Origin of the sequence: Acinetobacter guillouiae (assembly GCF_002370525.2) — a bacterium.
GTDB classification, from domain to species: domain Bacteria; phylum Pseudomonadota; class Gammaproteobacteria; order Pseudomonadales; family Moraxellaceae; genus Acinetobacter; species Acinetobacter guillouiae.
In genome coordinates, this window is the sequence record NZ_AP014630.1 from 1,088,833 (window position 1) to 1,114,676 (window position 25,844).

Here is a 25,844-nt window from a genome sequence, read left to right on the forward strand (position 1 = left end):
AATATTGCATGGTGAAATATTGAGTACAATTTTTAAGCTAAATATTAAGGAAAGTAATGCAACGGCTAAAACCCAATGTTTTAGATTGATTTCGTTTTTTGTTTTGTTAAAGAAATTGGTATGATTAAATAAAAGAATAAGGAAAGTAAAAATTTGAATTAACAATTCATAATGTTTATTTTGACTGACAAGATTTATGATAGCTTTATCGTAATAATTGTTTGAAAGACATGATCATGCATGTGAATTTAAAATCAAGCTTATTAGCATCTGGACTATTTTTAACCGTCTTGATAATGTCTGGTTGTCAAGAGAAACCCGAGTCACAAATAGAACAAGCAAATGTATCATCGACTAAAACTGCACAAATACCACTGATTCAAGCCAAAGTTGAACGCGTCAATGTAGTAAAAAAACAGTTTTGTGATGAAGATGGTTGTACCCAATATGATTTGCAGACTGTTAAAAGTAATGTGCCTTGGCTAGATGAGTATTTTCTAAATCGCATTAAAAAAGATGTACCTGGGGCATTTGAGAAAGATCAAAATCATGCCCAAGCTGAAAGTGAAGCACAATCTTCACCTAAAGGTTTAAATCAAAATTCAATCTATGTTCGTTTTATTTCACAACAAAATAATTTAGCCACTTTTGTGATCCAGACTTATACCTATGCGGCAGGTGCAGCACATGGGATGTATCACAATGAATATGTGACATTCGATCTAAGCACGCAAAAGCGCCTCGCCTTAACTGATATTTTAAAACCAAACGTGGAAGCAAAAGTTGCTGAACAGCTTTATGATGCCAATGCGAATTGGTTGATTCAAAAAGATATTACGCGTGATAAATTACAGTTAAGCGATAATTATTATTATGGTGTAAATGGTCTGGTTTTTGTTTATCCGTTGTATGAACTTACTTCTTATGCAGAAGGTATGCCTGAGTTAAAGCTGCCGTATCAAGTGGCAAAAGATTTGATTAAAGCTGAGTATTTACCAAGTCTACCTCAAGTCGAAGCGACTGTAGAAAAACCTGTTACACCTTAATTGTCTTCAAATCATACAATTCATGTATGTCTAATGCTCTGTCACTGTATTTTTTACAGTGAAGAGCTTACACTATAGTCAGTTTTTTTCTCACCCTTTAGATTGACTATGATCGACCCGAAATTAATCAGAAATAATATCGAGGCTGTAAACTTAGCCTTAGCCAAACGTGGTGTACAACTCAACGTTGAAGAATGGGCATCACTAGAAGCTCGCCGTAAAGAAATTCAGTCTAGAACTGAAAACTTACAGGCAGAGCGTAATTCGGGTGCGAAACAAGTTGGTCAAATCAAAAAATCTGGTGGCGATGCTTCAGAAATCATGGCACGTATGGGTGCGATTGGTGATGAAATTAAAGCTGCTGAAGTTGAATTGAATGAACTTCAAGCTGAATTAGAAGCAAAACTACTCTCAATCCCAAACATGCCACATGAGTCTGTACCAGAAGGGAAAGATGAAAGTGATAATGTTGAAGTATTAAAATGGGGCACACCGCGCCAATTTGATTTCGAAATCAAAGACCATACTGACCTTGGCGAAATGATGGGTGGTTTGGAGTTTGAAACTGCAACCAAGTTAACGGGCACGCGTTTCAGCGTATTGAAAGGCCCATTGGCGCGTTTACAACGTGCATTGACCCAATTCATGCTGGATACCCATACCTTGAAAAATGGTTATACCGAAGCATATGTCCCTTATCTTGTTAATGCAGACTCATTGCGTGGTACAGGTCAACTGCCTAAATTTGAAGAAGATTTGTTTAAATTACAAGGCGAAAAAGAATACTATTTGATTCCAACTGCTGAAGTTCCAGTGACGAACTTTGTCCGTAATGAAATCATCGATGCTGACCGTTTACCGTTGAAATATGCTGCACATACGCCATGTTTCCGTAGTGAGGCGGGTTCTTATGGTCGTGATACGCGTGGTTTAATCCGCCAACACCAATTCGACAAAGTTGAAATGGTTCAAATCGTAAAACCTGAAGACTCAATGGATGCTTTGGAAGCATTGACAGGTCATGCAGAAGGGATCTTACAAGCTTTGGGTTTACCATATCGTAAAATCGTTTTATGTGGTGGCGATATAGGCTTTGGTGCGTGCAAAACTTATGATTTAGAAGTTTGGGTACCAAGCCAAGATACATATCGTGAGATTTCTTCATGTTCAAATATGGGCGATTTCCAAGCACGCCGTATGATGGCGCGTTATCGTGCAGACCAAAAGAAAACTGAGCTGGTACATACCTTGAATGGTTCAGGCTTGGCGGTAGGTCGTACTTTATTGGCTGTGATGGAAAACTACCAACGTGCAGATGGCTCTATTGAAGTGCCAGAAGTGTTACGCCCGTACATGGCTGGTGCAACATTCATCGACTAAATGTCGAAAACTCGATATTTGGTTTAGTTTTGTGCATAAATATTGCTTAGTACAATCAGATTTGAACTTTTGAGGAACACTGTGGAAATTTTCCCAATTTCATTAAAACTACAAGGGCAACCTTGTCTGATTGTGGGTGGTGGGCATATTGCTTACCGCAAAGCAGTATTACTTGCAAAAGCAGGTGCAGTGATTCATGTGGTTGCACCAGATATAGAGCAAAATCTCTTAGATATTGTCCATTCAACCCATGGGCAATATCATCCAGATAAATTTGATCCTCAAATTAGCCTAAGTAGCTATCGTTTGGTGATTGCTGCAACCAATGATAAAGCTGTCAATCAAGCTGTTTTTGAAGCTTGTGAAGATTTAAATGTATTGGTCAACAGTGTTGATGATCCTCCACATTGTCGTTTTATGGTGCCTGCGATTATTGATCGTTCACCACTGGTGGTTTCAATTGCCACCAATGGCGCTTCTCCTGTTTTATCTCGTCAGATTCGTACTCAGCTTGAAGCGTCTATTCCACATGGAATGGGTAAACTTGCTGATTTTTCTGGGAAATGGCGTAAAGCAGTTAAAGAACAGATTAGCAATCCTGATGAACGTCGAATCTTTTGGGAAGATTTATATGCCAGCCCTTTAAAAGAGCAGGTATTTAATGACAACCTGATAGAGGCGGATCGTTTAATTGAACAAGCTTTAACAAAATGGCAAAAACCAAAAGGTGAAGTTTATTTGGTTGGTGCAGGGCCAGGTGATCCTGAGCTATTAACCTTAAAAGCACTTAGACTGATGCAGCAAGCGGATGTGGTGATTTACGATCGCTTGGTGTCCCCCGCGATTTTAGAGTTGTGTCGCCGTGATGCTGAAAAAATCTATGTGGGTAAAGCACGTTCAAATCATTCTGTACCACAAGATGGGATCAATGCACTACTGGTCAAATATGCCACCGAAGGCAAACGTGTCTGCCGTCTAAAAGGTGGGGATCCATTTATTTTTGGTCGCGGTGGTGAAGAAATACAAGAGCTTTTTGCCGCCAATATTACATTCCAAGTTGTTCCGGGTATTACCGCTGCATCAGGTTGTTCAGCCTATGCTGGGATTCCACTTACACATCGTGATTATGCACAAAGCGTGCGTTTTTTGACCGGGCATTTAAAAGAAGGTTCACCTGAGTTACCATGGAATGAGCTAGTTTATGAAAATCAGACACTGGTTTTATATATGGGCTTGGTGGGACTAGAAAAAATTTGTGAAAATCTAATATCACATGGTCAACGTCCAAATATGCCAGTGGCTTTGATTTCCAAAGGAACAACCCCTGATCAAAAGGTGGTGATTGGAACTTTGGCAGACATTGCATCAAAAGTGGAAGAAAACCATATTCAAGCACCTACTTTAACTATTATTGGTGAAGTGGTGAGTTTACGCGAACAGTTACAGTGGCAATAATATCTGCCTAAATTTTTCTTTAAAAAACAGACATGGTCTTTTTTAAAGTACTTAGGTTGTATTCTGATAAGTAGAGATCTCCCGTGATTCATGTTGTTTTATACGAGCCTGAAATTCCTGCAAATACAGGGAATATCATTCGTTTATGTGCCAATACTGGTGCACAATTACATCTAGTCAAGCCTTTAGGTTTTGAACTGGATGATAAGAAGTTGCGCCGTGCGGGATTGGATTATCATGAATGGGCACATATGAAAGTTTGGGAAAACTTTGCTGAGTGTTTGGCTCATTTAAAAGCACAGGGGATTGATCTTGATGCGATCTATCCTTTAACCACCAAAGGCACTGAAACCCCACATACCTCAGATTTAAATCGACCTGTGGCTTTACTGATGGGGCCAGAAACACGTGGTTTACCAGAAGATGTTCGTATGCTGTTCCCTCAGGCGCATTGGATTCGTTTACCTATGGCACCGAATTCACGTAGTCTGAATTTATCAAATGCCACCGCAGTAATTCTATATGAAGCATGGCGTCAGCAAGGATTTAAAGAATTAAAATAAAAATCATAACCCATCGCATAGATGGGTTTTTACTCTTATTAATTTATAATTTCCTTTGTGGAGGGAGCAAGGTAATTTGCTTTGAATAAGCGACCTCATCTGTTTGGGATTTACCTTTAAAATCCTGAATCAGAATATTTATTTTAATTTTTCTGCCTTTCTTTGCTGAGTATCGAATGTTTAAGATGATCCTATCTTCTATAACCGTTCCTAAATAGTGTTGACAGCCTGTATCAGCCCGACCAGAAGCCTGTACTTTTTTTACAAGGCCTTTAAAATAAATAAAATGTATTTCCCCCCTGAGTAGCTCTTTACCTCTATCGATGGGAAAAGTATGTGTATAAGTATTCTCTAAAAGTTTAACAACCAAATCACAAGAGTTTTCATAAGAAGCAAATGCACGATGGCTGCATAGTATTAGGATAAAGAGGAATAGTATTTTCATTATTTTTTCCATTTAACATGTTTTATTTATAAGATGCTCAGTGTATTGCATTAGGTAAAATTTTTAGTTGAGTACACATTGTACTTATAGCATTGGAATTGATGATTCATACCAAAGTAATGACGCTTTGCTGCTTAAATTGTATCAAAGTGTCTTTGTTGCAAGGGTCACAGCTTGTATCAGACTGATTTCATAGCAGAGCTGATTAATTATTTATTCGGTCCTAAATAGGTCACCGTTTCAGATTTTGGTATACCTTTGTAATCTGTGATTAAGATATTCAGTTTAATTTTTTGTCCTTTTTTAAATTCTGAGCGATTTGGGAAATCTCTTAAATTTTCTTCTATGACTTTGCCGATATAGTGTTGACAACCACTATCTGCTCGGCCAGCGGCTTGTGCTTTTTTTACAATGCCCTTTATAAGCAGTGCTGTTTCCTCGATTTCACCTAAGCCATCTTTATTGATATATAACGTACGTGTAGACGTGTTTTCTAAAAGTTTAACCTCTAAATCACAAGAATTTTCATAGGACGCAAAAGCACTATGGCTGAGGATTGTTAGGATAAAGAGCAGTGGAATTCTCATTATTTTTTCCCTTTTGATATGTTTTTATTCAAATAATGCTGAGTTTATATCAGGCTTACAACAAATTGAGCTGAATATAAGGCATATTGAGAGTATTAAAGTTTATGCTTCCTGCAACAGTGCTGGCTCATTTTTTGCTTGAATTGCATCAAATTGTTTTTGTGCACGAATCACATGTTGCACATTACCCTCAGCCCAGAGTTTAAATGATAAAGCAGTTTGTGCAAACTCAAAACCCAGAGAGGTCAAGGCATATTCAACACGAATCACATTGTTTTCATGAATTGTACGAGTGATAAACCCATCTCTTTCTAGAATTTTTAATTTCTGAGAAAGTACTTTAGGGGAGATGCCTGTTAAGTTTTTTTTCAGTTCATTGAAGTGTTGAGAGTGCTGATGAAGTCGATAAATAATCATCAAAACCCACTTATCTGCAAATTTTTCAAAAAAAGATCGTGCCGGGCAATTTGGATGAAAAATATTAAAATTGAATACATTAGTCATCAATATATACCTTAATTTTGTAAATGGATTTTAAAAAATAGACCAGTTACCATGTAGTAACTAATTGATACTAGATTTCAAAAGTATATCAGAAATTAATCAGGTCAATAAAACTTCTGCTGATTGATAGCGTTGAAAGACCATTTTATATTTATGAGCGTAGTTTTAATGAAAATAACAGATGCGGTCGTTTTTATTACAGGTGCAAATCGTGGTCTCGGTTTGGCACTTGCCCAGCAAGCGATACAACGTGGTGCCAAGAAAGTTTATGCAGGTATGCGTAATCTTCAAGATTTTAATCAACAGGGTATTATTCCAATTGTTATAGATGTCACAGATCCCGTATCTATTCAGAAAGCTGTTGCAGAATGTGGTGATGTCAATCTATTAATCAACAATGCAGGTATTGCACGCTTAAATGAAAGTCCTGTAGATGCAAATATTGCAGCAGTGACACGGACGGTTTTAGACACCAATCTTTATGGTGTGATCAATACCACTCAGCAATTCTCTCCAATTTTAGCAAGCCATGCTGAAAGTTATATCGTCAATATTTTATCGGATGTGTCTTGGGAACCCAGCACGATGTTAGCCAGTTATGCGATTTCTAAAGCGGCAGCATGGTCATTTACCAATTCAACTCGGCAATGGTTAGCAAAAGCCAATGTTCATGTGATGGGGGTACATGTTGGTTTTATCGACACAGATTTAACCCAATCACTGGATATTGCCAAAATTTCTCCACATACAGTGGCTCAACACGTATTTGATGGAATTCAACAAAATGCCTTTGAAGTGTTGGTTGGGGAATCTACCCAACAACTCAAACAAGGATTAACTGCAACCCCTCCAAGTTATATCAAACATTAATATACCTATCATCTAGATCAGAGGACTTATCATGTCAAAAATCGCTGTTGTTTATCATTCAGGTTATGGCCATACCAAAGTCATTGCAGAAACTTTTGCCAATGAAATTCAGGCAACGCTCATTGAAGTGGATCAAGAGGGCAATATTCAAGATCAGGATTGGGACACTTTAGATACTGCTGATGCAATCGTATTTGGTGCGCCAACTTACATGGGCGGTGTGCCTTGGCAATTTAAAAAATTTGCAGATGCATCTTCTAAGCGTTGGTTTACTCGTGCATGGGCAGACAAGGTTTTCGGTGGTTTTACCAACAGCGCAAGTATGAATGGCGATAAGCAAGTGACATTAATTTCGTTACATACCTTGGCTTCACAACATGGTGGTATTTGGGTCAGTCTTGGTTTAGCACCATCAAACACTAAAAGCGCTACACGTCAGGATGTGAATAGCTTAGGTGGTTCTGTGGGCTTATTGGTTCAATCGCCTGCTGATGCCAGTGTTGATGAAATTCCAAGCGGTGATTTAGAGACTGCAAAACAATATGCAAAACGTATCAAAGCGATTACGGAAAAATTTATTGCAGCATAATTGCAGTTGATATGAACAAAATAAGAAAGGCGCATAAAGCGCCTTTCTTATTTGATTACACTCGCAATAATCAATTATTCATGTTCATTGTGTTGTGGTGCAGGGTAGCGGAAACCACGAGTTTTATAGGCTAAATAGGCAACACCTAATACAGCCCATGCAAGCCCGAGTTTTAATGCCATTTCATCAATTTCTAACCACATCAAGAACACGCTGGCAAAACCAAGAGAAGGAATCACCACATAATTGATGATTTCTTTCAGTGATTTTGTTCTACCATCACGTAAGGCGTAGCGTGAAATCACCGAGAAATTCACAAAACTAAATGCAGTTAAAGCACCAAAGCTAATTAAGTTGACAATATGTTCAAGGTCAAGGAAACCCGCTGATAACGCAACAATACCGACAATCAAAATATTATAAGTTGGGGTATGTAATTTTGGACTGATATGACCAAAAATCTTTTTGTTAATGACGCCATCACGACCCATTACATACATCAAACGTGATACTCCAGCGTGTGCAGAAATACCAGAAGCCAGTACAGCAATCACTGCAAAATACAATACTAACTTTTTAAATGCGATGCCTGTAATTGCCGTTAGAATGGTTGCATTGCCAAGTGCTTCAAGCATCACAGGTTGAGATTCATCCAGCGGATTAAAGTAAAGATTGGCATTACTTGGGAAAAATAGCTGAATAAAATAGGTACTAAAAATAAAGATAATACCCGCGATCAACGCTGTAGAGAAAATTGCTTTTGGTAAGGTTTTTTCAGCATCTTTGGTTTCTTCTGCAAGGGATGATAACGCATCAAACCCTGTGAAAGAGAAACAAAGAATCGTTGCACCACCGATTAATGCACCAATTGCAGTCATTTCACTCCAGAATGGAGCAAGTGACCATAATTCAGCTTTATCTGGGTTTAAGGTGCCATCTGCGTAAATGCCCTGAGTTAACAGTAAGTAAACTTCATAAACAAAATAGAAGATGATCGCAAGTTGCACCACAACAATGGTACTGTTAAATCGAGCAACAAAACGTGAACCGAACAAGTTGATCACAGTCATAATTGCCGTCAGTGCAATAACCCAGATCCAGTTATTCACATCTGGGAATAAGGCTCTTAAGTAAATATCAGCCAAAATAATGTTGACGAGTGGAGATAATAAATAATCTAACCAAGAAGACCAGCCAACCATAAAGCCGACATTTGGGTGAATCGATTTTTGCGCATAGGTATAAGCAGACCCTGACGAAGGGTAGCGCTTGATCATATGACCATAACTGATAGAGGTCAGGAGAATGGCAACAAGCGCAAAAATATAAGAAGTTGGAACATGTCCATGGCTTCCGTCTGACACTAAACCAAAGGTATCAAATAAGGTAAGTGGCTGAATATACGCTAGACCAATAATGATAATATGCCACAGCACAAGATTTTTTTTCAGTTTTGCTGTGGATTGAGTCCCAGAGATATCTGTCAACGGCGTTATCCTCTTAATCGTTGATCAAGGATCAGTCATATTTATAAGGATCGTTTGAGACGAACGATCCCCCCTAAGAATAAAACAAAAGTGCGCCAATCTACTCTAAAAGGTCACATTTGTCAGTAACTTTGTTGGCTTTTTTAGCAGAAAACGTGCCATCTTGATCAAAAAATAAGTGACTGCCCATTCTGCAAGATAAAAGCCCGATGTTTAGATAAACATCAGGCTATTTACTATCGGGGGCTGTCAACATTTCATCTGTGGACTACATCACTGCAAACATAGACTTCGTGCCAATAGCTCCCTCTATATTGTCGCAATTTTAGACAATTACCAAGCTTTTTCTAAGATTGACTTTAAATCTTTAAGGGTAGCTTCTTTCGGATTGAAAATGATTGAGCCATCATTGAGCGCTTTTTCGGCAACTTCATCCAGCTGTGCTTGAGTAACTTTACCTGTTTCACTCAAGGTACGTGGAAGCTTAGTCAAATGATAGACACGATCACGCATGGTGTTTAAGGTCTCTATGGCCTTATCCGCACGCTGGTTTGCAGGGGTCTGTGCGTAAATATCAGCACCAGCAAGCGGTAATAATAGGTCGGCAATCTTGTCACCATTCACTTCCTTGTTGTATTCCAAAACATAAGGAAGAAAGAGGTTCATACATAAGCCATGGGGCAAATGTGCTACTGCACCTAAAGCATGACCAAGAGAATGTACAATACCAACCATCGAGTTAGAAAATGCAATGCCAGCCATGGTGGAAGCTTGTGCAAGTTCTAAACGACCTGTTGCATCACTAGGGTGATCCAGTACATCAAATAAGCTTGTACTGATTTTTTTGATGGCAGCAGTTGCATACGCATCAGAAATTGGATTGGCTGCAATACATGTATAGGCTTCAACAGCATGCGTCATGGCATCCATCGCTGTCATTGCTGTCAGATGTGGTGGCAATGTTTGGGTCATACGTGGATCAAGAATAGCCGCATGTGGCATGAGGTAATTCGAGGCAAATGCCATTTTCACATTTTTTTGATTGTCTGATACGACCGCAGCTAATGTCACTTCTGAACCTGTACCTGATGTCGTAGGAATCACAAAAAATGGTTTAAGTGGGCGAGGGAGGTTGTGTGCGCCTGAATACTTAAGTAAATCATCGCCACCTTCGGAGACTAAAATATTGGCTGTTTTAGAGGTATCAATAACCGAACCACCACCCACAGCAATAATCGCATCACAGTTATTTTCACGATACGCTTGTGCTGCAGCACGAACTGTTTCAAGGCTTGAGTCAGGCGGAACGTCATCAAAAATAATGCCAATTTCAATATCGGTAGATTCAAATGCAGCTTCAATCGGCGCTAAAAGGTGATTTGCACGCACACCTTTATCGGTGATGATCATTGGACGTTTAGCGCCTAATGATGCAAGTTCGAAAGGAATATGTTCGAGTGCGGCATGACCAGCGATCACTTTTACAGGACAGAAAAATTCGTAATATGGTTTAGCCATGTGTTAAGCACTCCCTTTTAGATATGATTGGGCAACTTTAAGGTAGATATTTGCAGCGCCCGCTAATTTTTCTTTTAAGCTTAATTCTGATGGGTATTCTTTTACCGCGAGTTCAGCGACCAGTTTAGGTAAAATTAATGCTTCCATTTTATTTAGACAACGCACTAAACGGATGGCATGTGCCACATCTCCATCTGCGATCATACGGTCATTTGCAAAAGCTTGAGCTGTACTTTCCTGAAATGAAAATACTAAAAAAGCATGATGAACATGTTTGAAAATAATCGATAGATCAGGCTTACCGCCTAAAGATTTAACCAGTTCAAGCTGCTTGTTTTGATTGACTCTGGCAATAAATGAAGCGCCATTTGGAAAAACTTTCATTGATAATGTAAAACCAACAGGGAGTACAGATACTTCATGTTTAATTTCATCATCAACTTGACTCGCCATGACCAAACCTCTGCCAATCACATCCATCATGAGTTTGACATAGGCTTGTTCTAAAGCGGGTTTGATAGATTTACTTGAAATCACTCGCTAGTCCCTTATATAAAATTGTACTTTTATTTTAGAGTAATTACTCTAATTTGTTTTCAGATAAAAATAAAGCGATTTATTTGTGAATGACTTCATGGTCATTTGATTTTTTGTCTATGACTTCAATATCACTAAAGTAACCACTCTGTTGAAAATACTCAATCACATCTTTTGATAATTGCTTGTAATCAGGATAATTTTCAATCAGATCACAGACACGCACCATTTCTAAACCAGCATAACCGCATGGGTTAATGGTATGGAAGCCATCTAAGTTACAATCAACATTTAATGCTAAACCATGATAACTACGCCCTCTGCGGATTTTAAAACCCAGTGAGCCAATTTTACGTTCATCGACATAAACCCCAGGTGCATCAGCTTTGGCATAGGCATCGACATCATATTTCTTGAGCAGATTGATCATTAAGTTCTCTGCATAAGTGACCAATGTACGCACATTCCATTTCAAGCGATTTAAATCAAACATGAAATAAATCACCATTTGACCAGGACCATGCCAGGTAACTTGTCCACCACGATCTGATTGAACAACAGGAATATCACTGTGCATTAAAATGTGTTCAGGTTTGCCTGCTTGCCCCTGAGTCAGTACGTCAGGATGTTGCAAGATCCAAAGTTGATCTGGAGAATTTTCATCACGTTGTTCAGTAAAAGATTTCATTTCCTGAAAACGCTCGGCATAAGGCGTTAAGTCTTGATATTGACGAATAATCAGATGTGGTTTTAGAACAGCATCGTTCACAGACAAGTGTCCTTAAAATATAGAAATCGCTTTAATTATAAAGAAATTTAGCTTGAAAAAGTGAAAGCAATTGCTGATCATTTGCAAATAAACCAGCAGGGCATATTCCTCGATAAAATCATGGTGCAAAAAAAACACGCCATTGTGGCGTGTTTTTAATTCATTTCAGCATTACAAGGCAGTACGAATATGTTCGCAAGCAGCAAGGTCAGCATACAAGGCATGCACTTGCTCAAGCTCTTCAAAACGTAATTGAGCTGTAATCGAATGATATTTACCAGTACGTGATGGTTGTACAACAAGTGTCGCTTCATTAAATTCAGGGAAATGTTTTACCAAAATTTCAACTACAGCACCACGTAATTCTTCACCCGCATTACCAATCAATTTAATTGGGTAATCCATTGGAAAAATCCAAAGATCTTCTTGTAATTCGCGAGATGGAGTGCGGTCTAACATTTTTTCACCTCTAATTTATCAACAATGCCTGCATAAGTGCAGGCATTGTGTTTCTCTTAAATACTTAATGGGGTTACTCGATTGATTTTCAAGTCCCGAAAGTATTCATAGATTGAACAAATTCAACTTAGTCATTTTCAAGGAACGAACGTAAGTGTTCTGAACGAGAAGGATGACGAAGTTTACGTAAAGCTTTGGCTTCAATCTGACGAATACGTTCACGTGTTACATCAAACTGTTTACCTACTTCTTCCAAAGTATGGTCAGTCGGCATGTCGATACCAAAACGCATTTTTAAGACTTTCGCTTCACGTTCAGTTAAGTTTTCAAGTACTTCACGTGTTGCTTCTTTTAAGCCTTCTGAAGTTGCAGCATCGACTGGTGAAGTGATGTTACTATCTTCAATGAAATCACCAAGATGAGAATCTTCATCATCACCGATTGGCGTTTCCATAGAAATTGGCTCTTTGGCAATCTTAAGCACCTTGCGAACTTTAACTTCGTCCATTTCTAGACGTTCACCTAATTCTTCAGGAGTCGGTTCACGACCCATTTCTTGAAGTAATTGGCGAGATACACGGTTGATCTTGTTAATCGTTTCGATCATATGAACAGGGATACGAATCGTACGTGCTTGGTCCGCGATTGAACGGGTGATCGCCTGACGAATCCACCATGTTGCATAGGTCGAGAACTTATAACCACGACGGTATTCAAACTTGTCTACCGCTTTCATCAAACCAATGTTACCTTCTTGAATCAAATCCAAGAATTGTAAACCACGGTTTGTGTATTTTTTCGCAATTGAAATTACCAAACGTAAGTTGGCTTCAACCATTTCTTTCTTGGCACGACGAGCTTTGGCTTCACCAATTGCCATACGTTTAGAAATGTCTTTAATTTCTTTAACGTTTAGATCAAGGTCTTTTTCAATATCAGCAATCTTTTGTTGGAATGCCAATACATCTGGACGAACTTTTTCTAAATAGCCTTTTAGTTCAGCAGGTGCTTTTGCAATTTGTTCATCTAACCAAGCAGGATTTGATTCTTGACCCGGGAACGATGTACGGAATTGTGTACGATCCATACGACCACGACGAACTGCATAACGCATCACTTCACGTTCAGAGGTACGAATTTGTTCATGTGTACCACGAATCATTTCTGAGATGATGTCAAATAAACGTGGCGTAAATTTAAACATCATAAACACAGTTGCCAATGCTTCCATTGCCTCAGTACCTTGAGTACTGTTACGGCCATGTTGAGCAATTGCGACTTTTGCACTGTTCCAAACAGCTTCTAGCTCTTCAAAACGCGCTTTCGCGATTTCAGGATCTGGACCAGATTCGCCTTCAGAATCGTCATCACTTTCAGACTCTTCTTCTTCGTCTTCATCATCCAACTTCACTTCTTTGGTTGGTTTTGCAGAAGTATCTTCTTCTTCAACGATAACTTCAGCTTCATCTTCTAAAACTTCTGGAATCACTTCATCAGATTCAGGATCTAAATAGCCTGATAAAATATCGGCAAGGCGACGTTCGCCAGTTTCGTAATCTTTATATTCTTGTAAAACAACTTCTACAGCATTTGGCCAGTAAGCAATTGAATGTAAAACGTCACGAATACCTTCTTCAATACGTTTGGCAATACTAATTTCGCCTTCACGTGTTAAAAGTTCAACGGTACCCATTTCACGCATATACATACGCACCGGGTCAGTGGTACGACCTGGTTCATTTTCTACAGAGGCAAGTACTGCAGCAGCTTCTTCTTCTGCAACTTCATCGCCAGCTTCGCTATTCCCTTCGAACATTGCATCGTCAGTTTCAGGTGCACGTTCATGAACTGGAATACCAACGTCTTGAAGCATCTGGATAATGTCTTCAATCTGTTCGCTTTCGGTGATCGAGTCTGGGAGATGATCGTTAACCTCAGCGTAGGTTAAGTAACCTTGTTCTTTGCCTCGGCTAATAAGAGCCGCTACTTGGGAAGTAGGGGAATGCATTTCGCTCATCTTTACTCTCTTCTCGTTGAATCTGTGGCAATGAAAAACCGTGTGTAATCACACAATCTCTAAAAATATATCTTTGAATAGCTCGTATATTCCATCGGAAGAAATCAGCATAAAACTGTCCGATAAAATATTTAGAATTTAAATTCAATCAAATAGGTGGGGGGTGAAATTGTTATTTTCAAGATCATCCCATGCGTTTTCTATTCAGAAAATGTCATAAAATAGTAAGACGCAGGGTGGATTATATCATTACATAAAATAGGCCCCGAAAAAAGCCCAAATTCGCATTTAAATGTAAAAAAAACGGAAAAAACTTGACAAGTTTTCTGAAGACAGATAAATAGCGCCTAGACCCATTCACTTTTTTTCATTATGAGGTAGTTTTAGTGTCTTCTACAGATTTTGAACTAGATGATAACTACGGTGATGATGATGTTAGTTTCGATGAGTCATCAAGCAAAATTAGCGCCAAAGAATCTTTAGAAAAGCGACGTTTGATCGATGATTTACTTGCTCAACGTCGTTTAGAAAAAGATTTAAAAGATTTTGATTATGACATTGATGATGACGATGATTTTGATGACGAAGATTAAAAATTCATTGGGCATGGCGTGGGAAAATGCTATGCTTAAATCTGATACAAATTTACTGGAAACAAAATGAGTGCTTTAGATTTAGACCTACTGAGTGATTATCTAGATGGTGACCAAAATGAATTTGGTCTAGATTTCGCAGCGACTCATGGTTTCTTGTGCGCAATTGCGGTTGGTCCTACTTTTGATAAATGGCTTGATGAGCTATTTGATAATAATCAAAAGAAAGTTCCAGCAGAAATCATTGTACAAATCAAAGCATGGCTTGAAGCGATTCGTCAAAACTTAGCCAATGAAGAAGGAATTACATTTCCTTTTGAAATTGAAGAAGCTGATGTTGAATCAAGCTTAGGCGACTGGAGTGTTGGCTTTGTCGATGCAATGTTCCTGAATGAAGAAGCTTGGTTTGCACCAGAATATGAAGATCAAGTTGTCGATCTCACACTACCAATGATGGTGTTCAGTGGTATTGATGATGAAGATCCTCAAATGGAATCTTTCCGCCGCAATGGTCAGTTAATGGACGAGATTGCGGAAGAAATTCCTGAAAATCTAAATGAAATTTATTTGATGTACCACACACCAAATTAATTTGCGCGTAAAAAAAAGCATGCTCACTGAAAAGTGGCATGCTTTTTTTTATTGGTGATTTAGGTCAATAGTTAAAATCGTGCAAATAACAGACTACAACCTAAAATAAACAGTAAAAGGCCAATCACACGATTGATCACAACTTGACGATCTAAAATTTTATTTCGTATGCTGGGGTGTGCGCAAAATAAGGCAATCAAGCCAAACCAAACAAAATGACTCAACGAAATAAAGGCACCATATGCAAAAAGCTGAATGGTCGAATTTCCTGTAGAAGTCATCAACTGAGCAAATAAACTAATCACAAATAAAGTTGTTTTTGGATTGAGACTATTGGTTAAGAAACCATGTTTAAACGCTTGCCAAATGCTAATACCAACACCATTTTCATCCAGTTTTATTTTTGCCTGTGTGAATGTTTTAAAGCCGAGATAAATTAAATAAGCTGCCCCAATATATTGAATTGTCTGTAAAAGATAAGGCATGTGGTTTTTTAAAAACCCTAGGCCAAGTAGGCTATATCCGACATGTATCCAGACACCACAAGCAATTCCTAGTGCTGTACTTAATCCAATATCTCGTCCATATAAATAACTATTTCGTGTCACGATAGCAAAATCAGCGCCAGGACTAATCACCGCTAAACAGGTGATTAGAATGACTGCAATTATCTCATTCACTCATACATCCTTTTTTGGATATGTTTAATTATTTTTATATTTTTCATATATTTGTATTGATTTAAAGTGATAATAAATTGGGCTAATGTATGATTTTTTGGAATGTATACTGCTTAGCTTTGAATTCACTCAAATTTCTTAATAGATCGGATGTTTTGGTCACATCAGGTGTGTACCAATTGTTTACGATCTATTTATATCGATTGAACAGTTTTAATACAGTGGGGCTATTTATATATTGAAGAGTATTTAAGTGGGTGGGCGTTGGTTTAAATGGAGAGAGTGAGAAAATATAAACAATAGGCTTCTTTTATAAAGCCTGTTAAAACCCATAAATCAACAGATAGTGCCTCTCATCCTAGCTTTTCCTAAGCGAGAAGGAACTATCAAGCTTCATTTCACATGATCATTTTGATTAATGAAAGCTCTAATGTTTTTGTGGTTATTTTGGGAATTCGCTGATTATTTGTCAGACAGCTAATGTTAAAAGGGCTAATGTTAAGAACACAGAGCTTGGCTAAGCAAACACAAATTTGTCTGCTTGACTCAATGCATACAAATCTCAATGCACACAAATAGTGTGTTTTAACTGAATGCTGGGAGCATAATAATTTTTAGCGTGCTTTTGATTTTTTATAGAAAAAATAAGCAACTAAAATTAAGACAATGGTAATGATCACATAGCCCACGCGACTAAAAATTTGTTGCATGAGTTCTATATTGTTTCCAAAATAATAACCGACACATGCAAGAAAAGTGGTCCAGATGATTGTCCCTACGCTGCTATACAGCATAAATTTCCAAAAGGGCATATGACTCATGCCTGCAGGGATACTAATCAAAGAACGAACTGCAGGAACCATTCGTCCAAAGAAAACCACGCGATGTCCATATTTTTCAAACCAATCTAAAGCTTTTTTGACATCTTCAGATTTGATAAAAAGATATTTACCGTAGCGGTCAACCCAATTAAAAAGGCTTTGATTCGGGATTTTTCGACCAACCCAATACAACAATGCTGCAGCAACCAGTGAACCGATGCTTCCTGCGATAATCACACCTGATAATAACAATTGACCTTTAGATGCAGCAAACCCAGCTGATGGCATAATCACTTCTGAGGGAATCGGTGGGAAAACATTGTCTAAAAACATCAAAAGAGCAATACCGAAGTAACCAAGTTGCTCCATGATCGAAATAATCCAATCAGTCATTTTATATATAAAAATAGGGCGTTATGAACATGGTATGGTTTTCATTTATCAAAATATAGTGAGAATTTGTTGTGTTGTTAAAATATCTAAATAAAAACCGCAGCCAATAAGCTGCGGTTGAGTGAAGCATTTTAAAATTGATAAAGATTAAAGACGTTTGCGTTTTGCAGCAGTAATTTGTGATTGACGCATACGGAAACCTTCTTTTTGTTTCTCAGATGTTTTATCAATACAATATTTGCAAGAAACACCATGTTCATAACTTGGCAACTCGGCTTCTTCAGGAACAAGTGGCCAACCACATGCATGACATTTAATATTTTCGCCTTCTTCCATACCATGTGTCACCGCAGTACGACCATCAAATACGAAACATTCACCTTCCCACATACTTTCATCAGCAGGGGTTTCTTCAAGGTATTTTAAAATACCGCCTTTAAGGTGATATACCTCGTTAAAGCCTTCTTGAAGCAGTAGCGATGTTGATTTTTCACAACGAATACCGCCTGTACAGAACATCGCAATTTTCTTATCTTTATGCTGCTCGAGTTCTTTTTTTACGTATTCTGGAAATTCACGAAAGGTTTCTGTTTTAGGATCAATCGCGCCTTTGAAGGTACCCGCTTTATATTCATAATCATTACGTGTATCAATCAAAATCACGTCATCACGCGCAATCAGTTCGTTCCATTGTTTTGGATCAAGATAATGTCCAACAAGATCACGAGGTTTCACCTCTACACCTAAAGTTACGATTTCGTTCTTTAGCTTAATCTTCATTTTACGGAATGGCTTTTCATCACTATGTGATTCTTTATATTCCATGCTATTAAAGCCTTCATTCAATAAGAATTGATGAATGACATCAATCGCTTGACGATCGCCAGCAACAGTTCCGTTAATTCCTTCACCTGCAATAATAAGAGTACCGCAAAGGTTGATGGTTTTTACCAAATCTAAAAGACGTTGTTGAAGATCAGCAGGATCTTGAACTTCTTTGAATTGATAAAGTGCTGCAACAACCCAACCAGAGGTCGCTTGCTGTTCTACAGGTGCAAGCTGTTCTACAGTAGCGTTCATGGAGTACTCCAAATATTTAAGATAGAATAAAATTTAAGGCGCATATTTTAGCGTGATTTACATGAATATGCGAGAAAACCCTAGTCTTTGTAGTGTTTTTTTATTCCCTGAAAAAAATATGGGTTTTCATACTAAATATAGTGCTTTAAAATATTTTATATACCATATATAGTATTGCGAAATGATTATTTCGTGCCGAAAAAGTGTGTCACATCGTTGATGTAAGGAGTAAATTTTGAGTAACGAACGTCGGATACCCACCTTAACGCCATGCGCTGGTCGTTGTTCAACGGTATTTGGTGATTCTGTTTGTCGTGGTTGCCGTCGTTTTAATCATGAAGTGATCCAATGGAATACATATGATTCAGCGCAACGTTTAGCCGTTTGGAAGAGGCTGGATGCACAGCTTGATCAAATTTTAATTCCGATGCTACCTTTTGCTGATTTAAGACATATTGAAGGTTTTATTTTGGGTAAACGTATACGAGTGATGGATTCTGCTTCTAAAGGGCGCAAGTTGTATCATGCATTAAAAATTTGTGAAAAAAATAAACATCTCGCAGAAGAGAGTGGTTTGGGAATTCAAGCGAAACAGGTAAAACCGCTTTGGGATGAGTTTGAACGTCGTGTATTGGCATTGGCCAATGCAAGTTATGATTTCGCATGGTTACGTGCAGATGGTATTCGTCAAAGTATTTTACATTTGGAAGATGTTTAAACTTATTTCTTCAATGATTTATTATTCATCAGCTTGATTTAATCAGTGCCGTTTATAAAAATTAAAACAAAAACTGACGCTGTCATTTCATCGTACTTTAACCCAGAACACCTAATTAATATTAAAAAGCCAGTTCAAATCTTTGAACTGGCTTTTTTACTCTGTCTAAATGAGATGACTTAACGTATTTTCTTAGACATTGTGTTTTAAACGATACTGAACCAATTCTTCAATAGTAATAAGCGTTAAATGATGCGTTTGTGCATATGCTAAAACTTGAATGCCTGAAGCCATTGTTCCATCAGGATTAGTCACTTCACATAACACACCAGCGGGTTTTAAACCTGCTAAACGTGCCAAATCAATAGAACCTTCTGTATGTCCACGACGGGTTAATACACCACCATTACGACCACGCAATGGAAAAACATGACCAGGGCGATTCAGATCGCTTGCGACAGCACCTGTTTTAATTGCAGCATGAATAGTGGTGGTACGGTCTTTTGCAGAAACGCCTGTTGTTACACCTTGTGCTGCTTCAATGGTAATGGTAAAAGCCGTTTTAAATTGACTTGAATTGTCCTGAACCATCGGTGGGAGTTCGAGGTGATCTGCTAAATCATCGGTAATGGTTAAGCAGACAATACCTGAACCATCACGAATCATACGTGCCATGGTTTCAACATTGAGGGTTTCTGCTGCAACAATTAAATCTGCTTCATTTTCACGATCAAAATCGTCCATGACCAAAACAGGTTTGCCTTGGCGCATATCTTCGATTGCTTGTTCGATACGTTGGTCTGCTGGGGATAGTGCAGAAAAGAAAATTTCGGGTTGAATTAAACTAGACATTGAAACGCTCTCGTAAAGTTAAAATACGGTTGAACATTTCAGGACATTTGAAATAGTGGCGTTACAAAACCTTTTCCAATAGCGAATATTGAAATTTTTAAGCTGTGACGTCGTCTTCTTTCATCCGGACTATACCGTCGGCTTTGGCATTTCACCAAATCTGCGAATCACGATTAAGCGTGATAAGCTCGTGGGCTGTTGGCTCAGAATTGAAAATCCGTCCAATTTACCACCGGTGGGGAATTACACCCCGCCCTGAAGCGATGTGCATTTATTATAGACACTTTTTTACTAAATGGATGCTTTTTTTTAGAATGATCAGTACTATAGATAGAACAATAGTTGCTATAGAAAATAATTAAACTTATACATTTAAAAGAATATTTGTGGTCATAGTGATCAACAAATAGCAAAGCATAAAATAAGGAGACTCAGCTTGATCACGATTCAGCAAGATGTCTATTCATGGCGTAATGATGACTTTGTTAAACACTTACAGGTTTTAGGATTTGCTCTAATTGCAGTCAGTATTTTATATCTGACCGCTGCAAATTGGTTTATGTTGCCTCAGTTTTTTCAATTGGCAATTCCACAAATATTCTTGTTACTCAGTGCTGTAGCCAGTATTTTTTTAGTTCAACATGATTATTTAGTCCAGTGTTTGCATACAATAAGTGGCTTGATGATTGGTTTAAGTTTGGCTGTCATTGGTCAAATTTATCAAACAGGGGCAGATAGTTATTTACTATTTTTAATCTGGTCTATTTTATTACTGCCGTGGTTGTATCGTCCAAATATTGGTGTTTTTACATTGCTCTGTATTGTCAGCCAACTCACCTTATTTTTGTTTTTTAAACAAACATTTTGGGCTGATGAATATCCTGTCACATTTTTATTTAGCTTAAATCTCCTTTCATTATTTCAGTTTTATTTTTGTCTTCGTTGTTATCAAAAGCTGCGTTATCTCTTTGTCTTATGGTTTGGCATTCTTTCAATTTGGCATATGGTGCTATTTTTATATGGTGACGGTAATTTAGCATTCGCCACAGCCATGATTTTTACATGGATAGACCTTAAGATCGCTTATTTAATATCATCATTTTTTCTTCTTTCTGTTGCATTAACTTATTTTTATCGAAAAAGAGATCAGTTATGTAGTGTGCTTTCAGCAGTAGGTTTAGGGATTACGTTTACGCTGGTGATTTTCAAATGGATGAATAGTCTGTTTCGTGAATCCGAAGTGCTCGGATTATTTTTAATTGCACTGGTGGTTTTCGCTTGGTTTGCATTGATTACTTTTTTATTGATTAAGTTTATCCCACAAAACAAATTTAACAATATTCCTATCGCAGTGGGTGCATGGATTGCAGGTGTTTTATTGGCATCATTAATGCTGGCATTTTGGGGCAATTTCTCCTTGATCATGGGGGCAGTTTTTGTGGTATTGGCTGCCTTTATTTTAAGAAGCAAACAAGCTTTATTTTTAAGGCAGTTTGCTTATTGTATATGGGTCGCAGGGCAAAATGCTGTGATTTTCCACACATTTGAATTAACTGACCAATTCTTTCCAATTTTCTTTATTCAATTTGCCATGCTGTGTCTCAGTTATTTTATTCGCAGTCATTGGTTCTTTATTTTTATCCAACTATTTGCCTTATATTTATCAGGTATTGCGTTGATTTGGGATTTAAACGTTCTGCTTGGATTTCATGGTTTTGTTGAAAATTTTGCATTTCTGGTCTTGCTAAGTTATGGGTTTTATCTGGTAATGATTTGGGTGCATCGTATTAAACCCAGTCAATATCAACGCAGTTTAGCATTGGCTAATTTATTGATTATTCTTTCATCCTTGGGTTTCTATACACTATTTGGACAATATGAATTAGAGAAAATTAGACACCTTCCTATTCTCAACTTGGGGCTGCCTATTTTGTGGTTGGCTTTGTTTATGGTGTTGAGGATTCGCAATCAATTTAGCTTGATTGCTCAATTGATTTTATTGGCTTTTGCTGCAGTACTGATATTTTATGGCTATTTTGAAATTTTTATTTGTATCGCCATACTTTCATGGGCATTGTCACAGCACGATAAGATTGTCTATGGTTTCGCTTTAGTGACTTTGGCGTTAACCTTATGCTTTATTTACTACGCGTTGAATGTTAGCTTCCTCGTTAAAAGTCTAAGTATTTTTAGCTCAGGATTAATTTTGTTGATACTGACTTGGGTGCTGCATAAATTCCAATCAAAAGAGGGAATAAATACATGAAAAAATTCATTCCTCTTTGTCTTGCTTTAATCTGTATTGCTCTTTTTCTAGGCATCATTTTTAAGAATGAACAGCATCTGAAGAATAGTCAGAGTATATATGTTCACTTACAACCTGTTGATCCACGTTCGTTAATACAAGGTGATTATATGGTGCTGAGTTATCAACTTTACTTTGCACCGCAAAAACTAAATCAGGGCGATCAGAACAATGTAGATCCAAGTGATAGTGATGAAAATCATATTTTTTCGGGGCATTATTTTGATCAAGTGATTGAAAATAAGCCTTCGGTTACGGCTTATGTTGAATTGGATCAACAGAAAAAGGTGGCACATACTTATTTTGAAAAACCTAAAGATGCGCAAACTGTAAAATTGATTTTGAAAAACCCTGATAATCGGCATAGATCACTTTATCCTGCATCCAATAGCTTTTTATTTGCAGAAGGTTTAGCTGAATGTTATCAGCAAGCAAAATATGCTGAGTTTAAGGTGGATCAGCAGGGCAATGCGATTCTTGCATCTTTACGAGGAGAGCATTTACAAGATCTGGAGTGTGAGAATAAACAACGTTGGCGTGATGGATTTCGTTCTGTAGATAAATCGTCATAAGTAGAGTAAGCATAAAAAAACCCGCAACATTGCGGGTCTTGAATCATCTGTGTGCAATTATGCAACTTGAACAGGGATACAGTTTGCTGTGTGATTTACTGTATTGTCTGGATTTGCATATACAAGACGTGGTTTATGCGCATCAGCTTCTGCATTGGTAAAATCACCAAATGTGGCAATAATCATTAAATCACCAACATCAGCTTGAAGTGCAGCGCCACCATTGACTGAAATGATGCCTGAACCTTCTTCGCCACGAATCGCATAGGTTGTAAAGCGCTTACCATTAGTCACGTTCCACATATGAATTTCTTCATATTCACGGATACCAGCTAAATCCAAAAGAATACCGTCGATTGCACAAGAACCTTCATAATGTAATTCTGCTTGTGTAACAACACAACGATGGATTTTTGCTTTTAATAAACGAGATAGCATGATTTGCGTCTCCAGAGTAGCCCTTACAATTGTTATCTTGTGTTGAATCAACAATTTTCAATGGGGGGATGCATTTGAAAGCGCATTTTGCTCTTAAAAATGAATCATGGCAAGAAAAATTGTTGAACAAAGAACATAAAATTTAGGTTTAAATTATGCTTTATAAGCATTGATTTGATTCATTGCTTGCTGAATCTCACCATTAACCAATAATTTTGTTTTGCCTAAAGCATGGTGTATTGCATCATCCATTAAAGTCTGTTCACTGCTTGGTGCTTTACCAAGTACATGTCCTGAAACTTTCTCTTTAGCGCCGGGATGACCAATGCCAATACGTAAGCGATGAAAATTAGAACCAATATGAGGAACAATGTCGCGTAGACCATTGTGACCACCATGTCCACCGCCAGTTTTTAAACGAATGACGCCCGGATTCATATCCAGTTCATCATGAGCGATGAGAATTTCTTCTGGTTTAATTTGGTAGAATTTTGCAAAGGGAACAACACTTTGACCAGAAAGGTTCATAAATGTTGTGGGTAATAGTAGACGAACATCTTGTCCTTCAATATTACCGCGACCACTGATTCCTTTGTACTTTGAATCAGTTTTTAATGTAATACCATATTGTTCTGCAAGGCGTTCGACGAACCAAAAGCCTGCATTATGGCGGGTTTGGGCATATTCAGAACCTGGATTACCCAAACCAATAATCAGTGAAAGTTTACTCACTCATTTACACCATTTAACACTTATGCGCGTTTAAAGTCAGCGTGCATTGGTGTGTTTTTAGCTGGGTGACGTTGTAAAGCTTGGATTTTAACGCTTTCAACTTTACCTTCGATGTTAAGATCAATAACTTCTTCAAAGAAAGAGTTATTTTCTAAAGCTTTAACAAGCTCGCGAAGTTCTAAAGTAACCGCTACAGGTTCAGCAGAACCACCATAGATGATTGCTGGAACTTTATTTTGAAGACGAAGGCGGCGGCTCGAACCTTTCCCTTGAACTGCTTCTTCACGTGCTACTGCATTTAATACGAAGTTTGCCATGATGACATTTCCTCATTGAGTGTAATTGACTGAACTTTCGACCAGCCCAGTGATATAAAGCCCTACCAAAGAGTAGGGCTTTGAAAATTTGGCGCTATTATAGATAAGAATCAAACATTGCGCTAATAGATTCTTCGTTGTTAATACGACGAATTGTTTCAGCAACCATACTTGCTACTGAAACTTGGCGAATCTTACCAAGTTTTAATGCTTCATCTGAAAGTGGAATTGTGTCAGTAACAACCAATTCATCAATTACAGATTTGCTTAAATTTTCGAGTGCTTTACCTGATAGTACAGGGTGCGTTGCATAAGCAACCACTTTACGAGCACCAAAAGTTTTAAGTGCGTCGGCAGCTTTACACAAAGTACCAGCTGTATCAACCATGTCATCAACAATCACACAGTCACGATCACGTACATCACCAATCAAATGCATCACTTGTGATTCATTAGCTTTTTGACGACGTTTATCAATGATTGCAAGGTCGATATCACCCATTTGTTTTGCAACAGCACGTGCACGAACCACACCACCAACGTCAGGTGAAACCACCATCAAGTTATGATGTTGTTGTTGACGTAAGTCAGCAAGCAAAGCAGGTGTACCGTAGATGTTATCTACAGGAATATCAAAGAAACCTTGGATTTGGTCAGCATGCAAATCGATCATTACAACACGGTCAATCCCCACAGTGGTGAGCATGTCTGCTACAACTTTTGCAGTAATTGGAACACGAGTTGAACGAGGACGACGGTCTTGGCGTGCATAACCGAAGTATGGAATTACAGCAGTAATACGACCAGCACTTGCACGACGCAAAGCATCTGCCATTACTAAGATTTCCATAAGGTTATCATTCGTAGGGGCACAAGTGGGCTGTACGATAAACACGTCTTTACCACGCACATTTTCAGTAATTTCGACAGTGATTTCACCATCAGAAAATTTACCTACAGCAGCAGCTCCCAGAGGGATGTGCAAATGGCTAACGACTTTTTGGGCGAATTGTGGATGCGCAGTTCCACTAAAAACGACAAGATTGGGCATGAAGCACCCTTGGCGGTTGGCAGATTTGAATTAGATGGCAGGGGCGGCTGGATTCGAACCAACGGATGCCGAGATCAAAACCCGGTGCCTTACCACTTGGCGACGCCCCTAATGCGGCAGAATTTTAGTGTTTTTGTATGTCTCTGTCAAGGTAAATCAACATTAAATACAAATTACTATGTTCTGTCTTTTTTGAGAAAATGGCAGGGGCGGCTGGATTCGAACCAACGGATGCCGAGATCAAAACCCGGTGCCTTACCACTTGGCGACGCCCCTAATTTGATGTTGTATTTAATGGCAGGGGCGGCTGGATTCGAACCAACGGATGCCGAGATCAAAACCCGGTGCCTTACCACTTGGCGACGCCCCTAAAATACAACGATCTACAGATGAAAAATGATGGCAGGGGCGGCTGGATTCGAACCAACGGATGCCGAGATCAAAACCCGGTGCCTTACCACTTGGCGACGCCCCT

Annotated in this window: 27 protein-coding genes, 4 tRNA genes, 1 pseudogene and 1 riboswitch; of the genes and pseudogenes, 11 read left to right on the forward strand and 21 right to left on the reverse strand. The window is 38.3% G+C overall.

What is annotated here, in order from left to right; all coding sequences use genetic code 11:
• Positions 1 to 236: 236 nt before the first annotated feature.
• The 4 genes from AS4_RS05035 to AS4_RS05050 all read left to right on the forward strand — a co-directional run bounded on the left by AS4_RS05035 (position 237) and on the right by AS4_RS05050 (position 4,444).
• On the forward strand, positions 237 to 1,046 hold the full coding sequence (locus AS4_RS05035) for an RsiV family protein (RefSeq protein WP_096733414.1): 810 nt from the start codon (positions 237 to 239) through the stop codon (positions 1,044 to 1,046).
• A 108-nt stretch (positions 1,047 to 1,154) separates the two neighbouring features.
• The gene (gene serS, locus AS4_RS05040) at positions 1,155 to 2,426 is read left to right on the forward strand and encodes a serine--tRNA ligase (protein WP_096733415.1); all 1,272 of its coding nucleotides are present in this window, start codon (positions 1,155 to 1,157) and stop codon (positions 2,424 to 2,426) included.
• 81 nt (positions 2,427 to 2,507) lie between these two features.
• Positions 2,508 to 3,881: a siroheme synthase CysG gene (cysG, locus tag AS4_RS05045; RefSeq protein WP_096733416.1), complete on the forward strand. Its 1,374-nt coding sequence runs from the start codon at positions 2,508 to 2,510 to the stop codon at positions 3,879 to 3,881.
• Positions 3,882 to 3,964: 83 nt separating this feature from the next.
• On the forward strand, positions 3,965 to 4,444 hold the full coding sequence (locus AS4_RS05050; protein ID WP_096733417.1) for a tRNA (cytidine(34)-2'-O)-methyltransferase: 480 nt from the start codon (positions 3,965 to 3,967) through the stop codon (positions 4,442 to 4,444).
• A gap of 43 nt (positions 4,445 to 4,487) precedes the next feature.
• On the opposite strand, the gene AS4_RS05055 is transcribed toward AS4_RS05050, so the two are convergent.
• The 3 genes from AS4_RS05055 to AS4_RS05065 form a co-directional block, all read right to left on the reverse strand.
• Positions 4,488 to 4,889, reverse strand: coding sequence for a hypothetical protein (locus tag AS4_RS05055; RefSeq protein WP_096733418.1), 402 nt, complete (start codon positions 4,887 to 4,889; stop codon positions 4,488 to 4,490).
• 209 nt (positions 4,890 to 5,098) lie between these two features.
• Positions 5,099 to 5,476 (reverse strand): hypothetical protein, encoded by a 378-nt coding sequence (locus AS4_RS05060; protein ID WP_096733419.1) that lies wholly within the window; start codon positions 5,474 to 5,476, stop codon positions 5,099 to 5,101.
• A 102-nt stretch (positions 5,477 to 5,578) separates the two neighbouring features.
• Positions 5,579 to 5,980 carry a winged helix-turn-helix transcriptional regulator gene (locus AS4_RS05065; protein ID WP_096733420.1) on the reverse strand — a complete coding sequence of 134 codons (402 nt, stop codon included), beginning with the start codon at positions 5,978 to 5,980 and terminating at the stop codon, positions 5,579 to 5,581.
• 168 nt (positions 5,981 to 6,148) lie between these two features.
• Here AS4_RS05065 and AS4_RS05070 point away from each other — a divergent pair, with 168 nt between their 5' ends.
• The gene (locus AS4_RS05070) at positions 6,149 to 6,850 is read left to right on the forward strand and encodes an SDR family NAD(P)-dependent oxidoreductase (RefSeq protein WP_096733421.1); all 702 of its coding nucleotides are present in this window, start codon (positions 6,149 to 6,151) and stop codon (positions 6,848 to 6,850) included.
• A gap of 31 nt (positions 6,851 to 6,881) precedes the next feature.
• The gene (locus tag AS4_RS05075) at positions 6,882 to 7,439 is read left to right on the forward strand and encodes a flavodoxin family protein (RefSeq protein WP_096733422.1); all 558 of its coding nucleotides are present in this window, start codon (positions 6,882 to 6,884) and stop codon (positions 7,437 to 7,439) included.
• A 74-nt stretch (positions 7,440 to 7,513) separates the two neighbouring features.
• Here the strand turns inward: AS4_RS05075 and AS4_RS05080 are convergent, their stop codons facing one another.
• The 6 genes and pseudogenes from AS4_RS05080 to rpoD all read right to left on the reverse strand — a co-directional run.
• Positions 7,514 to 8,926 carry an APC family permease gene (locus AS4_RS05080; protein WP_096733423.1) on the reverse strand — a complete coding sequence of 471 codons (1,413 nt, stop codon included), beginning with the start codon at positions 8,924 to 8,926 and terminating at the stop codon, positions 7,514 to 7,516.
• Between the two features lie 333 nt (positions 8,927 to 9,259).
• A complete protein-coding gene (locus AS4_RS05085; RefSeq protein ID WP_096733424.1) occupies positions 9,260 to 10,444 on the reverse strand; it encodes an iron-containing alcohol dehydrogenase in 1,185 nt (394 codons plus the stop codon).
• 3 nt (positions 10,445 to 10,447) lie between these two features.
• Positions 10,448 to 10,981 carry a hypothetical protein gene (locus AS4_RS05090; RefSeq protein WP_096733425.1) on the reverse strand — a complete coding sequence of 178 codons (534 nt, stop codon included), beginning with the start codon at positions 10,979 to 10,981 and terminating at the stop codon, positions 10,448 to 10,450.
• Between the two features lie 79 nt (positions 10,982 to 11,060).
• Positions 11,061 to 11,750, reverse strand: a complete 690-nt coding sequence (lipB, locus tag AS4_RS05095) for a lipoyl(octanoyl) transferase LipB (RefSeq protein WP_096733426.1) — start codon at positions 11,748 to 11,750, stop codon at positions 11,061 to 11,063.
• Between the two features lie 171 nt (positions 11,751 to 11,921).
• Positions 11,922 to 12,209, reverse strand: a complete 288-nt coding sequence (locus AS4_RS05100) for a YbeD family protein (RefSeq protein ID WP_096733427.1) — start codon at positions 12,207 to 12,209, stop codon at positions 11,922 to 11,924.
• Positions 12,210 to 12,336: 127 nt separating this feature from the next.
• A pseudogene (rpoD, locus tag AS4_RS05105) lies at positions 12,337 to 14,229 on the reverse strand (RNA polymerase sigma factor RpoD); the annotation flags it as partial.
• 383 nt (positions 14,230 to 14,612) lie between these two features.
• On the opposite strand from rpoD, the gene AS4_RS05110 reads away from it, so the two are divergent.
• Both AS4_RS05110 and AS4_RS05115 read left to right on the forward strand, forming a co-directional pair.
• On the forward strand, positions 14,613 to 14,819 hold the full coding sequence (locus tag AS4_RS05110; RefSeq protein WP_004722524.1) for a PA3496 family putative envelope integrity protein: 207 nt from the start codon (positions 14,613 to 14,615) through the stop codon (positions 14,817 to 14,819).
• 66 nt (positions 14,820 to 14,885) lie between these two features.
• A complete protein-coding gene (locus tag AS4_RS05115) occupies positions 14,886 to 15,410 on the forward strand; it encodes a YecA/YgfB family protein (protein ID WP_004722523.1) in 525 nt (174 codons plus the stop codon).
• Between the two features lie 71 nt (positions 15,411 to 15,481).
• On the opposite strand, the gene AS4_RS05120 is transcribed toward AS4_RS05115, so the two are convergent.
• The 3 genes from AS4_RS05120 to trhO form a co-directional block, all read right to left on the reverse strand.
• Entirely contained in the window at positions 15,482 to 16,090 is a 609-nt protein-coding gene (locus tag AS4_RS05120; protein WP_167468932.1) for a LysE family translocator, read from the reverse strand.
• 614 nt (positions 16,091 to 16,704) lie between these two features.
• Positions 16,705 to 17,280, reverse strand: coding sequence for a DedA family protein (locus tag AS4_RS05125; RefSeq protein ID WP_096733428.1), 576 nt, complete (start codon positions 17,278 to 17,280; stop codon positions 16,705 to 16,707).
• 171 nt (positions 17,281 to 17,451) lie between these two features.
• Positions 17,452 to 18,384, reverse strand: a complete 933-nt coding sequence (trhO, locus tag AS4_RS05130) for an oxygen-dependent tRNA uridine(34) hydroxylase TrhO (protein ID WP_004819595.1) — start codon at positions 18,382 to 18,384, stop codon at positions 17,452 to 17,454.
• 235 nt (positions 18,385 to 18,619) lie between these two features.
• On the opposite strand from trhO, the gene AS4_RS05135 reads away from it, so the two are divergent.
• On the forward strand, positions 18,620 to 19,102 hold the full coding sequence (locus AS4_RS05135) for a DUF1289 domain-containing protein (RefSeq protein ID WP_004722515.1): 483 nt from the start codon (positions 18,620 to 18,622) through the stop codon (positions 19,100 to 19,102).
• A gap of 192 nt (positions 19,103 to 19,294) precedes the next feature.
• Here AS4_RS05135 and ribB read toward each other — a convergent pair whose 3' ends face one another.
• On the reverse strand, positions 19,295 to 19,954 hold the full coding sequence (gene ribB, locus AS4_RS05140; RefSeq protein WP_004819596.1) for a 3,4-dihydroxy-2-butanone-4-phosphate synthase: 660 nt from the start codon (positions 19,952 to 19,954) through the stop codon (positions 19,295 to 19,297).
• Positions 19,955 to 20,062: 108 nt separating this feature from the next.
• Positions 20,063 to 20,220: riboswitch (FMN riboswitch) on the reverse strand.
• A gap of 170 nt (positions 20,221 to 20,390) precedes the next feature.
• On the opposite strand from ribB, the gene AS4_RS05145 reads away from it, so the two are divergent.
• Both AS4_RS05145 and AS4_RS05150 read left to right on the forward strand, forming a co-directional pair.
• On the forward strand, positions 20,391 to 22,220 hold the full coding sequence (locus tag AS4_RS05145; RefSeq protein WP_096733429.1) for a DUF2157 domain-containing protein: 1,830 nt from the start codon (positions 20,391 to 20,393) through the stop codon (positions 22,218 to 22,220).
• Complete coding sequence (locus AS4_RS05150; protein ID WP_096733430.1) at positions 22,217 to 22,831, forward strand: GDYXXLXY domain-containing protein; 615 nt, start codon at positions 22,217 to 22,219, stop codon at positions 22,829 to 22,831. The genes AS4_RS05145 and AS4_RS05150 overlap by 4 nt, the downstream gene beginning before the upstream one ends.
• A gap of 57 nt (positions 22,832 to 22,888) precedes the next feature.
• Here the strand turns inward: AS4_RS05150 and panD are convergent, their stop codons facing one another.
• From panD to AS4_RS05190, 8 genes are all read right to left on the reverse strand, one after another.
• Entirely contained in the window at positions 22,889 to 23,269 is a 381-nt protein-coding gene (panD, locus tag AS4_RS05155; protein ID WP_004722504.1) for an aspartate 1-decarboxylase, read from the reverse strand.
• A 153-nt stretch (positions 23,270 to 23,422) separates the two neighbouring features.
• Positions 23,423 to 24,001: an aminoacyl-tRNA hydrolase gene (gene pth / locus AS4_RS05160; RefSeq protein WP_004722502.1), complete on the reverse strand. Its 579-nt coding sequence runs from the start codon at positions 23,999 to 24,001 to the stop codon at positions 23,423 to 23,425.
• A 20-nt stretch (positions 24,002 to 24,021) separates the two neighbouring features.
• Positions 24,022 to 24,318, reverse strand: coding sequence for a 50S ribosomal protein L25 (rplY, locus tag AS4_RS05165; RefSeq protein WP_004722499.1), 297 nt, complete (start codon positions 24,316 to 24,318; stop codon positions 24,022 to 24,024).
• 97 nt (positions 24,319 to 24,415) lie between these two features.
• Positions 24,416 to 25,369 carry a ribose-phosphate pyrophosphokinase gene (locus tag AS4_RS05170; RefSeq protein ID WP_004722497.1) on the reverse strand — a complete coding sequence of 318 codons (954 nt, stop codon included), beginning with the start codon at positions 25,367 to 25,369 and terminating at the stop codon, positions 24,416 to 24,418.
• Positions 25,370 to 25,404: 35 nt separating this feature from the next.
• Positions 25,405 to 25,479: transfer RNA gene (locus AS4_RS05175), tRNA-Gln, on the reverse strand.
• Between the two features lie 91 nt (positions 25,480 to 25,570).
• Positions 25,571 to 25,645, reverse strand: a tRNA-Gln gene (locus tag AS4_RS05180).
• Between the two features lie 19 nt (positions 25,646 to 25,664).
• Positions 25,665 to 25,739 (reverse strand) — tRNA-Gln (locus AS4_RS05185).
• Between the two features lie 30 nt (positions 25,740 to 25,769).
• A tRNA-Gln gene (locus AS4_RS05190) sits at positions 25,770 to 25,844 on the reverse strand.

Coding starts and splice junctions, on each gene's coding strand:
- trhO (WP_004819595.1), bottom strand. CDS start 18,384: ATGAACGCTACTGTAGAACAGCTTGCACCTGTAGAACAGCAAGCGACC.
- AS4_RS05085 (WP_096733424.1), bottom strand. CDS start 10,444: ATGGCTAAACCATATTACGAATTTTTCTGTCCTGTAAAAGTGATCGCT.
- AS4_RS05060 (WP_096733419.1), bottom strand. CDS start 5,476: ATGAGAATTCCACTGCTCTTTATCCTAACAATCCTCAGCCATAGTGCT.
- AS4_RS05075 (WP_096733422.1), top strand. CDS start 6,882: ATGTCAAAAATCGCTGTTGTTTATCATTCAGGTTATGGCCATACCAAA.
- AS4_RS05035 (WP_096733414.1), top strand. CDS start 237: ATGCATGTGAATTTAAAATCAAGCTTATTAGCATCTGGACTATTTTTA.
- ribB (WP_004819596.1), bottom strand. CDS start 19,954: ATGTCTAGTTTAATTCAACCCGAAATTTTCTTTTCTGCACTATCCCCA.
- rplY (WP_004722499.1), bottom strand. CDS start 24,318: ATGGCAAACTTCGTATTAAATGCAGTAGCACGTGAAGAAGCAGTTCAA.
- AS4_RS05170 (WP_004722497.1), bottom strand. CDS start 25,369: ATGCCCAATCTTGTCGTTTTTAGTGGAACTGCGCATCCACAATTCGCC.
- AS4_RS05055 (WP_096733418.1), bottom strand. CDS start 4,889: ATGAAAATACTATTCCTCTTTATCCTAATACTATGCAGCCATCGTGCA.
- AS4_RS05100 (WP_096733427.1), bottom strand. CDS start 12,209: ATGTTAGACCGCACTCCATCTCGCGAATTACAAGAAGATCTTTGGATT.
- AS4_RS05065 (WP_096733420.1), bottom strand. CDS start 5,980: ATGACTAATGTATTCAATTTTAATATTTTTCATCCAAATTGCCCGGCA.
- AS4_RS05125 (WP_096733428.1), bottom strand. CDS start 17,280: ATGGAGCAACTTGGTTACTTCGGTATTGCTCTTTTGATGTTTTTAGAC.
- AS4_RS05070 (WP_096733421.1), top strand. CDS start 6,149: ATGAAAATAACAGATGCGGTCGTTTTTATTACAGGTGCAAATCGTGGT.
- AS4_RS05150 (WP_096733430.1), top strand. CDS start 22,217: ATGAAAAAATTCATTCCTCTTTGTCTTGCTTTAATCTGTATTGCTCTT.
- AS4_RS05115 (WP_004722523.1), top strand. CDS start 14,886: ATGAGTGCTTTAGATTTAGACCTACTGAGTGATTATCTAGATGGTGAC.
- panD (WP_004722504.1), bottom strand. CDS start 23,269: ATGCTATCTCGTTTATTAAAAGCAAAAATCCATCGTTGTGTTGTTACA.
- serS (WP_096733415.1), top strand. CDS start 1,155: ATGATCGACCCGAAATTAATCAGAAATAATATCGAGGCTGTAAACTTA.